Annotated in this window: 11 protein-coding genes; 6 read left to right on the top strand and 5 right to left on the bottom strand. The window is 29.2% G+C overall.

The window, feature by feature from the left end; translation table 11 throughout:
* Nucleotides 1-6: 6 nt before the first annotated feature.
* On the bottom strand, nucleotides 7-684 hold the full coding sequence (locus tag ACYPV9_RS11715; protein ID WP_299063772.1) for a response regulator transcription factor: 678 nt from the start codon (nucleotides 682-684) through the stop codon (nucleotides 7-9).
* Nucleotides 677-2,275, bottom strand: a complete 1,599-nt coding sequence (locus tag ACYPV9_RS11710) for a sensor histidine kinase (RefSeq protein WP_299063775.1) — start codon at nucleotides 2,273-2,275, stop codon at nucleotides 677-679. The genes ACYPV9_RS11715 and ACYPV9_RS11710 overlap by 8 nt, the downstream gene beginning before the upstream one ends.
* Nucleotides 2,276-2,396: 121 nt before the next feature.
* Here ACYPV9_RS11710 and ACYPV9_RS11705 point away from each other — a divergent pair, with 121 nt between their 5' ends.
* From ACYPV9_RS11705 to gldA, 6 genes are all read left to right on the top strand, one after another.
* Entirely contained in the window at nucleotides 2,397-2,753 is a 357-nt protein-coding gene (locus tag ACYPV9_RS11705; protein WP_459743960.1) for a hypothetical protein, read from the top strand.
* A 12-nt stretch (nucleotides 2,754-2,765) separates the two neighbouring features.
* Entirely contained in the window at nucleotides 2,766-3,611 is an 846-nt protein-coding gene (locus tag ACYPV9_RS11700) for a GLPGLI family protein (RefSeq protein WP_459743957.1), read from the top strand.
* Between the two features lie 97 nt (nucleotides 3,612-3,708).
* Nucleotides 3,709-4,578, top strand: a complete 870-nt coding sequence (locus tag ACYPV9_RS11695) for a GLPGLI family protein (protein WP_299063783.1) — start codon at nucleotides 3,709-3,711, stop codon at nucleotides 4,576-4,578.
* Nucleotides 4,579-4,600: 22 nt separating this feature from the next.
* Nucleotides 4,601-7,393, top strand: a complete 2,793-nt coding sequence (locus tag ACYPV9_RS11690; protein ID WP_459743953.1) for a carboxypeptidase-like regulatory domain-containing protein — start codon at nucleotides 4,601-4,603, stop codon at nucleotides 7,391-7,393.
* A 73-nt stretch (nucleotides 7,394-7,466) separates the two neighbouring features.
* Entirely contained in the window at nucleotides 7,467-8,237 is a 771-nt protein-coding gene (locus ACYPV9_RS11685; RefSeq protein WP_459743950.1) for a hypothetical protein, read from the top strand.
* A 39-nt stretch (nucleotides 8,238-8,276) separates the two neighbouring features.
* Entirely contained in the window at nucleotides 8,277-9,173 is an 897-nt protein-coding gene (gldA, locus tag ACYPV9_RS11680; RefSeq protein WP_299063791.1) for a gliding motility-associated ABC transporter ATP-binding subunit GldA, read from the top strand.
* Here the strand turns inward: gldA and ACYPV9_RS11675 are convergent.
* From ACYPV9_RS11675 to dnaE, 3 genes are all read right to left on the bottom strand, one after another.
* The gene (locus ACYPV9_RS11675) at nucleotides 9,170-9,844 is read right to left on the bottom strand and encodes an HAD family hydrolase (protein WP_459743947.1); all 675 of its coding nucleotides are present in this window, start codon (nucleotides 9,842-9,844) and stop codon (nucleotides 9,170-9,172) included. The genes gldA and ACYPV9_RS11675 overlap by 4 nt on opposite strands.
* Nucleotides 9,822-11,156 carry a D-arabinono-1,4-lactone oxidase gene (locus ACYPV9_RS11670; RefSeq protein ID WP_459743943.1) on the bottom strand — a complete coding sequence of 445 codons (1,335 nt, stop codon included), beginning with the start codon at nucleotides 11,154-11,156 and terminating at the stop codon, nucleotides 9,822-9,824. The genes ACYPV9_RS11675 and ACYPV9_RS11670 overlap by 23 nt, the downstream gene beginning before the upstream one ends.
* A 132-nt stretch (nucleotides 11,157-11,288) precedes the next feature.
* Nucleotides 11,289-15,629: a DNA polymerase III subunit alpha gene (dnaE, locus tag ACYPV9_RS11665; protein WP_459743942.1), complete on the bottom strand. Its 4,341-nt coding sequence runs from the start codon at nucleotides 15,627-15,629 to the stop codon at nucleotides 11,289-11,291.
* Nucleotides 15,630-15,880: the final 251 nt, after the last annotated feature.

Genomic DNA, 15,880 nt, shown 5'->3' with positions numbered 1-15,880 from the left:
TTATAATTAACAAATTAATTTATAACCAAAACCACGCACATTAATTATTTGAATGTTTTCATCTTTTTTTAATTTTTTTCTTAATTTAGAAATAAAAACATCCATACTTCTAGCGTTAAAAAAATCATCGTTTCCCCATAATTTATTCAAAATAAAAGTTCTGTCTAAAACTTCATTTTTCTTATCAAAAAGATAGAATAATAGTTGTGCTTCTCTGTGTGTAAGTTGCTGTTGATCATTAGAAAAAGTAAGAATTTGTTTTGTTAAATTAAATTCGTAATTTCCAATTTTTATATTTTCTGAATCGGTTTTTAGTTCTATTCTATTGAGCAAAGCCTTAATTCTTACAATTAACTCTTCCATAGAAAAAGGTTTTTTTAAATAATCGTTACCACCGTTATTAAACCCTTCTAAAACATCACTAGTTTGCGATTTTGCCGTAAGAAATATTATAGGAATATGTTTGTTTTCTAATCTAATTTCTTTGGCAAGTGTAAAACCGTCTTTTATCGGCATCATTACATCTAAAACTAAAATGTCTGGTTGTTGTGCTTTGTAAATTTCTAAAGCTTCTTCGCCATTTTCTGCATGAAAAACAGTAAAATTTCTAGATTCTAGGCTTTCTTTAACAATCATGCCTAAACTTGCTTCGTCTTCTGCTAGTAGTACTTTTATGTTATTCATTTGGCAAATTTATTTTAAAAATAGTACTATTTTTTGTTGATGAAAGCGTTAAACTTCCTAAATGTTTTTCTATAATTTTTTTGCAATAATACAAACCGATTCCAAAACCCTTAACATCGTGTGTGTTGCCTTTTGGTACTCTGTAAAATTTATCGAAAATCTTTTCTTGTTGCAGTTTATCAATTCCATTTCCATTATCTGCTACAGAAATTTCTGTGGTATTTAAAATAGAATTTATATTTATTTCAATCTTGTTGCCTCCATATTTAACAGCATTGTCTATTAAGTTAGAAATGGCGTTTTCTAAATGAAAAACATCAACATTTAAATAGATAGGAGTTAGGTTGGTAGAAAATGTAATTTCTTTTTCTTTAGAAATTAATTGGTGTTTGTAAACTTGCTTTTCAATAATTTCTACAACATTTATGCTTTCTTTTTTAAGAATAAGTTGTTCGCTATCTAAAGTGGCAGTTTCTAACAGTTTTTCTACCATTTGATGCAGTTTCTTTAACTGAATAGAAGACATAGAAAGGTATTTTTTTGTTTTTTCTTTATCGTCTAAAACATTAAAATTTTCTATTGCTTCTATTGCTGTAGAAACTGTTGCAATGGGTGTTTTAAATTCATGAGTGATATTGCTAATTAAATCGTTTTTAATGGTTGCTAATTCTTTTTGCTCTCTAATTACTTTTAACAAATAAAATAAACTAGAAATTACTGCTAAAGACAATAATAAAGAGAGAGAAATACCAAAAAAACTACGTTTTAAAGCCTCGAAATTAGGGTTGTTATATACCAATAGAAAGCTTTCGTTATCTTTTAAATAAGTAGATTTAGAAGTTACGGTAAAAACAGTAGTATTTAATAAAGAATCTTTTGTTTGATGAAAAAGCGTGTCATTTTTTAAATGATGAAAACTAGTTTGTAAATCTATTTTCTTTTGTTTTAGTTGTTTACTAATTAATGAGTCTATTTTTTCATACTCGACAGATTGGTCTAAAAAAGAAATAAAAATTGGTTTTAAATTGGTAAGCAATTTAAGACTGTCTGCTGCCTTTTTACCCTTAAAATATTTAACGGGTGTTTTAGAGCCATCAGATTTTATGGTAAGCCCATTTTTATCGTCTAAAAATCTTGTAGATAAATTTTTTTTAACGTCTTTTTTATTTTTAATAGAATCTATTTTTAAATTAAATTCGGCTACAAATTTCTTGGTAGAATTCATCATAGAATCTATCTTTTCTTGAGGCAAATTATCATCAGAAGTAATTTTAATGTTGTTAATAGTTACTTTTGGTTTTTCTGAATTAGAATTACTTTTTTTAAGTTTATTTAAAATACCGTTAAGAGAGCTTTCTTTTAATGTTTTGCTTTTATCAAACTTATTTTCTACAATGGTAATAAAATTACTTTTTGCCAACGAAGCATAATACTCTTCTACAGCATTGTCTAGACTTATCTGAATCTCGTTAGTAACTTGTCTTTTGTTTTCTTCGTAATTTTTATAATTCCAATAAAACTGTATGGCAATAGTTGCCACAATTGTAAGGGCAATTAAATAAAAAATTAACTGATGTTTTTTCGTAATCATGTTACAAATATAGTTTCTAAAATTTATAAAATCAGTAGGTTAACACTCGTTAACACTTGTTAACTTTAAAATTGAGTTTTGAGTTACATCTTTGTGGTGTTCTTAAAATAAACCAACAATTATGAAAAAACTTATCACACTATTATTTATTATGTGCACATTATTTATAAAAGCACAAAAACCGAAAACAAATATAACTTATTCTAAAAATGTGGTTTCTAAAGTTACATCTTTAAAGTATTCTACAAGTTTAATTAAAGAGTTAGAAACTATTAATTGGAAAGATGTAAAAGATGTTTTTGAAAGGAATAATCCTAAAGAAAAAATAGAGTTGCGTTTTGAGTTAGATTTACTAGAATCTAAAAATAAGTTTAAATCTTCTGTAGCCATTGGAGGAGAAACTAAAGAATTGGACTCTCTAATAATAAGAGCAAAAAAATTAATAAAATCTATTATAAAAATATCTGAAAACTACTAAAACAAATATATTATGAAAACAATACTAACAGCATTTGCATTACTTATGATATTATCTATAGATGCACAAGAATTTCAGGGAAAAGCAATTTACAAAACCAGTAGAAAAAGTAATTTCAAAATTTCTGAAGATAAAAATTCTGGAATGGATGAGAAAATGCAAGAATTGCTAAGAAAGCGAATGGAGAAAATGAATCAGAAAACATACACTTTAAATTTCGATAAAAATAGATCTACTTATATACAAGAAGTAAAACTTGATAATCCAGGAGCTAAATTAGGTGCAAGTGGTGTTAAAATTTTGTCACTTGGCGGCTCTGGTGCTTCTGATATTTATTTTAAAAATCTAAAAGAGAATATGTATTTAAATCAAACAGAAATACAAGGTAAACGATTTTTAATAAAAGATAAATTACCAAAGCATGAGTGGGTGTTGTCATCAGAAACCAAAAATATTGGAAACTATACGTGTTATAAAGCTTCGTACACAAAAGAAGTAGAAAGTAAAAAAATTACCATGAAAGATGGGCAGTCTAAAGAAGAAATTACTAAAGAAACCGTAGTAACCACAGCTTGGTATACACCTCAAATACCCCTAAGTAATGGGCCTGCAAATTACCAAGGTTTACCAGGGTTAATTTTAGAAGTAAATAATGGTAAAAAAATAATTGTTTGCACAGAAATTATTTTAAATACTAAAGAAAAAATTTTCATTAAAGCACCAGAAAAAGGAAAACTAATCTCACAAAAAAAGTTTGATAAAATAAGAAAGCAAAAAACAGATGAGATGATGGAGAAAATGAAAGGTAGAAATGGTTTAGATTTAGGTAATGGTATAAACATAAAATTTGGAGGTTAATTTTGTAAATATTTAAAACGAATTAAACTTTTAAGTTTTTTTTAAGTCTTACTAGAAATTACTAATACTACTTTAGTAAAAAAAAGATAAAAAAATCATGAAACAATTAATTACATTATTCTTAGCCTTTGTTACAATTGGTGTATTTGCTCAGAAAAATTTTCAAGGAAAAGCAACTTATATGTCTAAAACTACTTTAGATATGAGTAGTTGGGGAAGTAGAATGAATAGCATGTCTGAAGCACAAAAGAAACAAATTGCAGAAAGAATGAAATCAATGTTAGAAAAAACATTCATTTTAAGTTTTGATAAAACTGCATCTATTTACAAAGAGGATGAAAAGTTAGATGCGCCTGGTGCTGGTGGCGGATTTAGAATGGGAGGTTTCTCTGATGGAGGTACTAAATATAAAAACACAAAAGATCTTGTAGCACTTGAGTCTAAAGAATTTTTTGGTAAAAACTTTTTGATTTCTGATACTATGGAAATGCCAAAGTGGGAGTTAGGTAGCGAAACTAAAAAAATAGGAAACTATATTTGTTATAAAGCAACACTTACCAAAGATGTAGATGCTACAGATTGGAGAAATATGAGAAGAAGAAATAGAGATGATGATAAGAAAAAAGAGGATGCAAACAAAGACACTACAGAGACTGTAAAAGTTACAGAAGATATAGAAATACCAAAAAAAATAACGGTTACAGCATGGTATACACCACAAATACCGGTAAGTAATGGTCCAGGAGAATATTGGGGGTTACCAGGTTTAATTTTAGAAATTAATGAAGGCAGAACTACTATTTTATGTACAGAAATTGTATTAAACCCTTCAGAAAAATTGGAAATTGAGAAGCCTACAAAAGGAGATAAAGTTACAAGAAAAGAATACACAGATGCAATTACTAAAAAAATGGAAGAGTTTAGAAATAGCAGAGGTAGAGGTAGAGGTGGAAGAGGTAGATTTTAATTATTAAAACATAAAATACACAATGAAAAAATTACTACTATTAACCATTTTTATGGTTTCATTTATTTCTAGTGCGCAAATTACTCTTACAGGAGTTGTAAAAGATAGTATTGGCTCACCTTTAGAAATGGCAAATATTTTAGCTGTAAACAAGTCAACAAAAAAAATGTCTTCATATGGTTTTACAGATGCTAAAGGAAATTACAAATTAGATTTAGATAAAAATCAAACTTTCGAAATTAAAATAAGTTACATTGGTTTTAAAACTGTAGATTTTGTTATAGAAACTAAATCAGAGAATATTGTAAAAAATATTACACTTAAAGAAGATAATTCATTAGATGAAATTACAATAGTTTCTAAAATGCCAGTAACAATTAAAGGAGACACAATAGTGTATAATGCAGATTCTTTTAAAAATGGTTCTGAACGAAAATTAGAAGATGTATTAAAAAAATTACCTGGAGTAGAAATTAATGATGATGGTCAAATTGAGGTAGAGGGTAAAGTCGTAGAAAAAATTACAGTAGATGGTAAAGAGTTTTTTAGTGGAGACACAAAATTAGCATCTAAAAATATCCCTTCTAATGCAGTAGACAAAATACAAGTACTAAGAAATTTTTCTGATGTAAATCAGTTAAGCGGAGTTCAAAATAATCAAGATAGAGTAGCTATTAATATAAAATTAAAGGAAGGGAAAAAGAATTTTTGGTTTGGAGATGTATATGCAGGTGCTGGATTTACACCTAGTGATGATTTGTACTTGTTTCAACCCAAACTATTTTATTACAACCCAAAATATACATTAAATGTAATTGGTGATATAAATAATTTAGGTGAAGCAGTATTAAATAGAAGAGATTTAAGAGGTTTTACCGGAGGTTTTAGAAGTCAAAGTCCGTCAAATGGAACAAATATAAATTTAGCAAGTGCAGGTATTGGTTTTTTAACGCCAAATGCAAGAAATGCGAATAGAATAGAAACCAAATTAACGGCTTTAAACTATAGTTACTCGCCAAATAAAAAATTAGATTTTAGTGGTTATTTAATTTGGTCTAGCAATAGTAATGGGCAAAGAAATAGAAATATTATAGATTATAATGATCCATCTATACCAGATGATGTAACAGATAATACAACAGATCAAACTAGTAATTCTGGTTTATTTAACTTTAAAACGATCTATAAGAAAAATATAAACAATCAATTAAATTACGATTTAAATGGTCGTTTTACAAACGAATTTAGGTTAGACAATGGTACATCTCAAATAATAGGTAATAATGTGCCAATAGTAGAGAACGAGAACGCAACACCTTTTACAATCAACCAGAATTTAAGTTACTTTTATACAGCAAACGGAAACAATATTTTTGCATTAGAGGTACAACATCAATTGCAAGATGAAGATCCTTTTTATGTATCTTCTATAGAGAATTTAGATCAAGATCCAAACAATAATGTAGATGGTTTTGATTCTGCAGCAGATGTTTTAGGTTTAGATAAATCACAACAGTTTTATACTTTAGAACAAGACAGACGAGTAAAATCCAATCAATTAGATGCAAAGTTAGATTACTATTACATTATAAATAACAAAAGCAACTTTAATTTTGTAGGTGGTACTATTTTAAGTAAGCAAAACTTTGATTCTAGGTTTTTTCAAATTTTAGATAATGGCAGTTCATTAGATCCTACTTTAAATATTCCTAATTTAGCAAACCCAAGTACTACAAATGATGTAGAATACAATTTTACAGATATCTATGCAGGTATGCGTTATCGTGTAAAGGCAGGTATTTTTACTTTTAGACCAGGTTTTACAGCACATTCTTATAATATTAATAATACTCAAGTTGGTGCAATAACAGATTTTAAAGATTCTTTTACAAAGATTTTACCAGAATTAAATATTATTGCCCAATTTAAAAAGAGCGAAAGTTTGCGTTTTAATTACAGGCAACAAGTTAATTTTACAGATGTAAATCAACTAGCAGAAGGTATTGTTGCTAGAAGTTATAATTCATTTTTCTTTGGAAATAATGATATTATGAATGCTAGAGTAGAATCGATGAGTTTAAATTATAGTAGCTTTAATTTATTTAACAATATGTTTGTTTTTGGTGGATTAAACTATAACAAAACTATGGAGCAAATTGCTTCAATTGCAGATTTTGTTCCAGATGCAAATAACCCAAATATAAGATCTAATGTTTCTACTAATACTAATTTAAACTTGCCTTATGATATAGAGTCTATTAGTGCTTTTGGACGTTTTACAAAAACGTTTAGAAAGATTAGAACAAGTTTGGCTGCAAGTTTTTCAGATTCTCAAGCCTATCAATTATTTGGTGCGGAAACAACAAAGCTGAATACACAAAGTTATTCGATTACACCTGGTATTAGAACAAACTATACAAAAGCACCTAATGTTAGTTTAAACTATAGAGCTTCTTTTTCAGATCAAAACAGAACAGAATTAAGCACAAATAATGTTTCTAATTTTAAATCTGTTACACATGCACCTTCTATTAATTTCGATGCCTACATTTGGAATTCTCTAACGTTAACCTCTGATTTCACTTACAATGAAGTTAGACAAAACGGACAGCATCAAAATTCTTTTAAAATATGGGATTTATCATTATCATATAGAAAAGATAAAGATGCAAAGTGGGAGTATGAGTTTCAAGCAAGTAACATATTAGGAACAGAATCTAGAGTTAGTGTTAATAATGGAAACATTTCAAATTCGATTAACGAAACTTTTATTTTGCCTAGGTTAGTTACTTTTAGAGTAAGATATCAATTATAAGACTTTCATTTAATAAATTAAAAAGGCTCAAGAAATTGAGTCTTTTTTTATTTACTTTAATTAATTTAGCCAAATGAGTTTGTTAGCTACAAAGTCTCCTTTTATAGCGACTTTTAAAAGTCTAGGAGCACTATTTTTATTTATAGGTTTTGGTCTTTTTTTAGATAGTTTCTACATGGTAGAAATTACAGACAATGCACAGTTATATGCTACAATTAGCATGATGATTGGTTTTTTTATTACTTTTTTTAGAGTAAATAAAAGAGTAAAAGAACAAATGATTTACGCTGTTTTAATAGGTGTTATTGGCGAGTATTTGTTTTCTATTGTTATGGGTATGTATTCTTACAGATTGGGTAACGTGCCTCATTATGTTCCACCAGGGCATGCATTGGTTTATGTAGCTGTTTTGTACTTCTCTAAAGCATCAGCAATAATTAAAAATAAAATTAAATTAGAACATTTTTTTACAATTTTTATATTGATTTATGCAACTGTTTTTTTAATTTTTAGAAATGATGTTTTTGGTTTTGCTATGACAATTGCAACCATTTTAATATTAAGGAAGAAACCTAGAGAACGATTGTTTTATCAAACAATGTATGTAACAGTTGCTTATTTAGAAATAGTGGGTACAAATTATTTATGCTGGAAATGGCCATCTACAGCATGGGGTGTTTTCGATTTTTTACCAAGTCACAATCCTCCAAGTGGAATAAGTTTTTTCTATTTTTTATTAGATTTAGGTACTTTGTGGTTGTATAAACAGCGTCATAAATTTGCTTGGAAACGCATGAAAAATATTAGAAAAATTCGATTAAATTTATTAAAAATTACAAACTAAAATAAACGTAATACCGTTTTGGATTAAAAGAGATTTTAAATGTCTATAAATGTAAAATCAGTTTCAAAAATATATAAAACTCAAAAGGCCTTAAATAATGTGTCTTTTTCTGCTGAGAAAGGGCAAATTGTTGGCTTTTTAGGTCCTAACGGAGCAGGGAAATCTACCTTAATGAAGATTTTAACGGGTTTTCTAAAACCTACTGAAGGTGATGTTTTTATAAATGATATTGATGTTTTAAAATTGCCTTTGGAAGCTCAAAGAACCATCGGGTATTTACCAGAACATAATCCGTTATATACAGAGATGTATGTGAAGGAATATTTGCAATTTCAAGCATCTATTTACAAAATAGATAAAATTCAAGTAAATAAGTGTATAGAAGAAGTTGGTCTAACTGCAGAAGCGCATAAAAAAATAAATCAACTTTCAAAAGGTTACCAACAAAGAGTTGGTTTGGCAGCTGCAATTTTACACAATCCAGAAATTTTAATTTTAGACGAACCAACTACGGGTTTAGATCCGAATCAATTGGTAGAAATTAGAGCTTTGATTAAAGAATTAGGAAAAAACAAAACAGTTTTATTTTCTACTCATATTATGCAAGAAGTAGAAGCTGTTTGCGATCGTATAATTATCATCAAAAAAGGAGAGATTTTAATAGATAAAAAGTTAAAAGAACTATCGCAAACGAAAGAGCAAATTATAGAAGTTACTTTTGATTATAAGATTGAAGAACAATTTATAAGTAGATTGCAAAATGTTATTTCTTATAAAAATAATTACGATAATACTTGGTATATTACTTTTGAAAGTGAACAAGATATGAGACCCGTAATTTTTGATTTTGCTCAAGAAAACGGACTGAAAATATTAAGTTTAAATAAGCAGAACAAAAATTTAGAAACTTTATTTAGAGAAATAACCAATAACTAGTTACCGGTTATTTCTTTCATTAAATAATTATAAGCTTCTAAAAGTGTTGCAAATGTTAAAACGCTTCCGGCACTTTTAAGTTCTAGATCTGTATATTGTGTTGTAATTCCTATTGGAACCATGCCTGCAGCTTTTGCAGCATTTGTACCTGTTAAACTGTCTTCAAAAACCCATAAATCTTTAAAATCTTCTTCATTAAAATTTAAAGCTTTTGCAAGTGTTTTGTAAGCTTCCGGATCTGGCTTAGGTTTTTCATAATCTTGAACTCCAAAAACAGTTGTAAAATTTAGGTTTAAATGTCTAATGCTATTTTTTAAAAACTGTTTAGTTGCGTTGCTTGCTATTCCGTATGGTATATTTTCTTTGGTTAGAAAATCTGTAAATTCATGAACGCCTGGTAACAAATCTGGTATCGTAAAAAATTTATCAAGATGAATATCCTTTAGTAAAAATAATTCTTCAGCTCTTTTTTCTTGATTAATTGTACTGCAATAGTATTTCGCAATTAGCATAGGAGATTTACCTGCATGACTTTTAGGAAAAGGAGGGATTTCTTTATTAAACAATTCTTTAAAAGCGCTAGCCCAAGCATTTCCATGGCTTTTAAAACTATGTACAATTACGCCATCAAAATCAAATAAAAAACCTTTAGGCAATACTTTTTTTAACATTTGCTATTTTCTTTTCGTTTACCAATTTAGATAAATAAGGATTTAAAAACTTATTTGTTGGATCTAATTCTCTTCTTAATTTTTTAAAATCTTCCCATTTAGGATATATTTTAGATAATTGCGAATCTTTTGCAGCAAACCTTTTACCCCAATGTGGTCTACCGCCGTGTTTTAAGAATATTCTCTCTACACTTTTAAACGCCTCATAAGTATCTGCTGTAGCGGCGTTTCTAGATACACAACCCATTGTAACAATATCTTCTTTGTAAGCGTAGCTTAACCAAGCGTTGTCTTTTTGTACAAAACGTACATCCATAGGAATATGAATAAAGGATTTATTGTCCCATTTATTTACTTCTTCTTTTAACTCTTTAAAAACTTGCGGAAACTTGTTTAAACCAATAGTCCACTCAGCTAACTCTAGTGTAGATCCTCTAGATTTAGTAACTGTTGCTTGATATAAAGACCCTTTGTGTTCTTTTTTTGAACTAAAAAAAGCTTTGGCTAAAATATTATTTGCAATTGCAGTAATCCAAGGAAATTTATGCGAATATTTATATAAAATTTTAGAAGCTGTTCTTCTATGTTTCAAATATTTTGGTCCGTTGTTTACATTAATTTCTTTGTCCTTATCAATTTTATCTCCAGTAATAACATAGCCTTTACTGGTATGAGGTAACCATAGAACTCTTAAAAAATCGTGCTGTTTTAAACGATCTTTAATTTTTGGCAACCATTCTTTATCGTTTTCAGGACGTTCTTTGATATGTAAAGTATATTCAGGTTCGCATTTAAATGTAATTGTAGATAAAACCCCCAACATTCCTAGAGAAACTTTTACGGCATTCATTAATTCATCCGAACTATTTATCTCTTTAACAGATCCGTCTGCTAAAACTAATCTACAAGAAGTTATGTATTCTGATAAAAGTTTGCCACTTGTGCCATGAGTTCCTGTAGCTAAAGCGCCACCCACAGTAATTGTGTTAATATCTGGCAAACAAGGTATGCACCAACCAACTTTTTCGATAGCTTCTAATAAATCACCTAAAATTACTCCAGATTGAACCGTAATTGTTTTCTCATTGTAATTATAAGAAACTATTTTGTTATAACTTTTCATGTCTAACAAAGCATCTGAACCTGCAGCAATATCTGCGGATGACTGTTTGTTACCAAAAAAACGGATTTTGTCGTTATTTGCAACTACATCTTGTAGTTCGTTTTCTGTGGTAATTTTATATAAAGACTTGTATTCATGTTTTAAGTTTTCATTCCAACTAACCCAAACTCCGTTACTTTTTTGTTTCATGATATTTTATTTTCGTTAAACAAAAGTAGTGATTAAAAGTTTTCTCTTGCTATTATTTTCTTTTTTTTAATTTAATATGTTTATCATTTTATAAATAAAACTTATTTACAATCTAAGAAAACATAAATTGTACTAATTTAATTTAAACTGAATTTGCTGTTTTTCTAGTGTAGCCAATAACTCATTTGTAATATGAATTTTGGTATTTCTACTTGGCAAACTAATTTCTATTTTTTCTTTTTCATCCCAAATTGTAAAATTAAGATGTTGTTTACCTGGTTGATTTTTTAAAATAGATTCTAAATTTAAAATAGTGTCTTCATTAATTTCATTTAAAGGCAATTGAATGGTTACTTTTTTACAGAGTTCATCCATAATGTCGTGTAGCAATTTCATTTCTGTGAACTTTAGTCGAGGTTCACCAGCAACACCTGTTTCTTTGTTTGTCCAACCAGGTTGAATGGTAGATCTTACAAATAAAAATGAATTTGGTACTAAGAAATGTTTCATTTTTAAGTAATCCTCACCAAAAATTCTAAATTCGTGACTATCACCATAATCTTCTATCGTAAACGCTGCCCAACCTTTACCTGCTTTAGAAACTCTATGTTGTACATCTGTAATAATGCCAGCAAAAGCCATATTCATACCAACATATTTTACAAGATCGCCTTTAAAATATTTTAACGAAGCGTTGCAAAATTTAAGTTCATTTTTAAAATCATCTAAAGGATGCGCAGAAATATAAATTCCGATAACTTCCTTTTCTTGCGAAAGTAATTCCATGGTTCCCCAAGTTTCACATTGCGGAATATCTGGTTCTGGAAATTGAACAGTAGAAGCTTCGCCAAACATAGAAACCTGTGCCGAATTTTCATTTTCTTGATATTTACTACCAAATTTCATGGCACGTTCTAAAAAAGTTTGTCCTTTTTCATCTATGTCAAAATATTGAGCTCTGTGTGTATCTGTAAAAGAATCGAATGCACCAGCTTTAATTAAACTATCAAAAGATTTTTTATTTGCGGCTCTTAAATCTACACGTTTCGCTAAGTCGAAAATAGAAGTATAATTACCGTTTTCTTCTCTTTCTTTAATAATTGCTCTCACGGCACTTGCACCAACACCTTTTACGGCAGCCATACCAAAACGTACAGCGCCTTCTTTATTTACAGAAAATTTTAAATAAGATTCATTTAAATCTGGTCCTAAAACTTCTAAGCCCATTCGTTTACATTCTTCCATAAAAAACGATACAGATTTTATATCGTTCATGTTGTTAGAAAGTACAGAAGCCATATATTCTGCAGGATAATGCGCTTTTAAATATGCTGTTTGGTAAGCGATCCAAGCATAACAAGTAGAATGCGATTTGTTAAATGCATAACTTGCAAAAGCTTCCCAATCTTTCCAGATTTTTTCTAATTTTTCTGCATCATGACCATTTGCAGCTGCTTGTTCTACAAATTTCGGTTTCATTTTATCTAGAACCGCAATTTGCTTTTTACCCATTGCTTTACGTAAAACATCGGCTTCACCTTTTGTAAAATCTGCCAATTTTTGCGATAAAAGCATTACTTGCTCTTGGTAAACTGTAATTCCATACGTTTCTGCCAAATATTCTTCCATGGCAGGTAAATCGTACTCAATATCTTCTGTACCGTGTTTTCTGTTGATAAAACTTGGAATGTATTCCATCGGTCCTGGACGATACAAAGCATTCATTGCAATTAAATCTGCAAAAACAGTTGGTTTTAAAGAACGCATGTGTTTTTGCATTCCTGGAGATTCATATTGAAAAACACCTACTGTTTCTCCTCTTTGAAACAATTCGTATGTTTTTACATCATCTAAAGAAAAGTTTTCTGGATCTAATTCTACACCATGTCTTGCTTTAACAATTTTAACCGTATCTTTAATTAAAGTAAGTGTTTTTAATCCTAAGAAATCCATTTTTAACAAACCTGCATTTTCTACTACAGAATTGTCAAATTGGGTAACATACATATCGGAATCTTTAGCCAAAGAAACCGGAACATAATTAGTAATATCACCAGGTGTAATTATTACACCGCAGGCATGAATACCTGTATTTCTAACAGAACCTTCTAATATTGTTGCTTTATTTATTGTTTCTGATGCTAAATCGGTACCATAAGAAAGACTTCTTAATTCTTCTACAAGTTGTTTTTCTTCTGCTCGTAAACCATCAACTTTTCCTTTACTTTTAGGATCGTCACCAAAAATATTTTTTAATTTTATTCCTGGAATTAATTTTGCAATTCTATCGGCTTCAAATAACGGTAAATCTAAAACTCTGGCGGTATCTCTAATAGAAGATTTTGCAGCCATTGTACCGTAAGTAATAATTTGAGCAACTTGGTTTGCACCATATTTGTCGATTACATAATCCATTACTCGACCACGACCTTCATCATCAAAATCAATATCAATATCGGGCATCGATACACGTTCTGGATTTAAGAAACGCTCGAAAAGTAAATCATATTTTATTGGATCTATATTTGTAATCCAAAGACAATATGCAACTACAGAACCTGCGGCAGAACCACGCCCAGGACCTACTGCAACATCCATATTTCGGGCTTCTCTAATAAAATCTTCTACAATTAAAAAATAACCAGGATATCCTGTTTTTTCAATTACTTCCAATTCAAAATCTAATCTTTCTTTGATCGATTCTGTAATTTCTCCATAACGTTTTTTTGCACCTTCAAAAGTTAAATGCTTTAAGAAATTATTCTCTCCACGTTTTCCTCCGTCTTCTTCATCTTTGGCATCTTTAAACTCTTCAGGAATATCAAAAGCAGGTAATAAAACGTCTCGAGCAAGTGTATATATTTCTATTTTATCTACAATTTCTTGAATATTGATAATGGCTTCTGGTAAATCTGCAAAGAGTTTTTTCATTTCATCAGAAGATTTGAAATAATACTCTTGATTGGGTAAACCATATCTATAACCACGACCTTTACCAATAGGTGTAGCTTGTTTTTCTCCGTCTTTTACACACAATAAAATATCGTGAGCATTTGCATCTTTTTTATCTAAATAAAAAGTATTGTTTGTAGCAACTACTTTTATGTTATGTTTTTTTGAAAATTTAAGTAAAGTTTCATTAACAATTTTTTCGTCTTGTTGGTCATGACGCATTAATTCGATATAAAAATCGTCTTTAAATTGTTCTTTCCACCAAAGTAAAGCTTCTTCTGCTTGTTTTTCACCTAAATTTAAAATTTTACTAGGAACTTCTCCATATAAATTTCCTGTTAAAACAATAATGTCTTCCTTGTATTTTTCTACTAAAGCTTTGTCAATTCTTGGTACATAATAAAAACCATCTACAAAGGCAGCAGAAGACATTTTAGCCAAATTATGATATCCGTTTTTATTTTTTGCCAACAAAACTACTTGATATCCGTTGTCTTTTTGCGACTTATTTTTATGATCTTCACAGATATTAAACTCACAACCAATTATTGGTTTCATTGGAGTTTCTGCATTTTTATTATGACTTAAAACTGCGTTTACAAAATGGAAAGCACCCATCATGTTTGCGGTATCTGTCATTGCAACTGCAGGCATATTGTACTTAGCAGCAGCTTTTACAATGTTACCCAATTGCATGGTACTTTGTAAAACAGAATATTGTGTGTGGTTGTGTAAATGAGAAAATTGTACATCTTTTAACTCTGCTAAACCTTCTGATGTAGATTTAGTTTCGGCGACTCCTTTTAGCTTTTCTAAACGCTTGCGAATTTTATCGCTTTCTTGTTTTAGATTGATGTGTTTTAAACCAATTACTTGAATAGGTTTAGGGTTTGCTTCAGAGAAATTCTTAAAATAATCAGCATCTACATCTAATTCTTCTTGCGTAAATTCTCTTAAACGAATTAACTCTAAAAAACAACGTGTTGTTGCTTCTACATCGGCAGTTGCATTGTGAGCTTCACCAAAGCCAACGCCAAATAAATGATTGTGTAATTCTGTTAATGTTGGTAATTTAAATTTACCACCTCGACCACCAGGAATTTGACACATGGTAGCTGTTTTTTCTGTACAAGTATCTAAAAGAGGTAAAGACGTTAAGTTGTTTTCTACACCTAATCTATGAAACTCACATCCCATAATATTAATATCAAAACCAACATTTTGACCAACAATAAATTTTGTTTTTTGTAAAGCTTCGTTAAAAAGTGCTAAACCTTTATCTAATTTTATACCTTGCTCTTCTGCCAATTCAGTAGAAATACCATGAATTCTTTCTGCATCATACGGAATATTAAAGCCATCTGGTTGAATAAGAAAATCGTTGTGTTCTAGCACATTTCCCATGCTGTCATGCAATTGCCATGCAATTTGAATACATCTTGGCCAATTGTCTGTATCGGTAATTGGTGCGTTCCAGCTTTTTGGTAAACCGGTAGTTTCTGTATCAAAAATTAAGTACATAAATTGCTTTTAGTTTGATGATTTTATTCTTTTGAAAAGGACTGTAAATTTAGAGTTTTGTTATTGATTTTTAGGCTAACAATGCAATCTTTTATCAACATAAAAATTACTTATTTATTGCTTAAGAATAACAATTCTTGTTATTCTTTTTAATATTATGTTTATCTTAAGTTAATATTAAGTCTTTATCAATGTTAATATTTAACATTGGTTATGCTGTTTCCGATTATAGTTTTGAGGTGAATTAAAAA

The sequence above is a fragment of the Polaribacter sp. OB-PA-B3 genome (genome assembly GCF_054589375.1).
This window is presented reverse-complemented; position numbering and strand designations above follow the sequence as displayed.

Bases quoted from the DNA above. Each gene is read 5' to 3' on its own strand.
- ACYPV9_RS11710 (WP_299063775.1), bottom strand. From the start codon at position 2,275: ATGATTACGAAAAAACATCAGTTAATTTTTTATTTAATTGCCCTTACA.
- ACYPV9_RS11700 (WP_459743957.1), top strand. From the start codon at position 2,766: ATGAAAACAATACTAACAGCATTTGCATTACTTATGATATTATCTATA.
- ACYPV9_RS11690 (WP_459743953.1), top strand. From the start codon at position 4,601: ATGAAAAAATTACTACTATTAACCATTTTTATGGTTTCATTTATTTCT.
- ACYPV9_RS11670 (WP_459743943.1), bottom strand. From the start codon at position 11,156: ATGAAACAAAAAAGTAACGGAGTTTGGGTTAGTTGGAATGAAAACTTA.
- dnaE (WP_459743942.1), bottom strand. From the start codon at position 15,629: ATGTACTTAATTTTTGATACAGAAACTACCGGTTTACCAAAAAGCTGG.
- ACYPV9_RS11685 (WP_459743950.1), top strand. From the start codon at position 7,467: ATGAGTTTGTTAGCTACAAAGTCTCCTTTTATAGCGACTTTTAAAAGT.
- ACYPV9_RS11715 (WP_299063772.1), bottom strand. From the start codon at position 684: ATGAATAACATAAAAGTACTACTAGCAGAAGACGAAGCAAGTTTAGGC.
- ACYPV9_RS11705 (WP_459743960.1), top strand. From the start codon at position 2,397: ATGAAAAAACTTATCACACTATTATTTATTATGTGCACATTATTTATA.
- gldA (WP_299063791.1), top strand. From the start codon at position 8,277: ATGTCTATAAATGTAAAATCAGTTTCAAAAATATATAAAACTCAAAAG.
- ACYPV9_RS11695 (WP_299063783.1), top strand. From the start codon at position 3,709: ATGAAACAATTAATTACATTATTCTTAGCCTTTGTTACAATTGGTGTA.
- ACYPV9_RS11675 (WP_459743947.1), bottom strand. From the start codon at position 9,844: ATGTTAAAAAAAGTATTGCCTAAAGGTTTTTTATTTGATTTTGATGGC.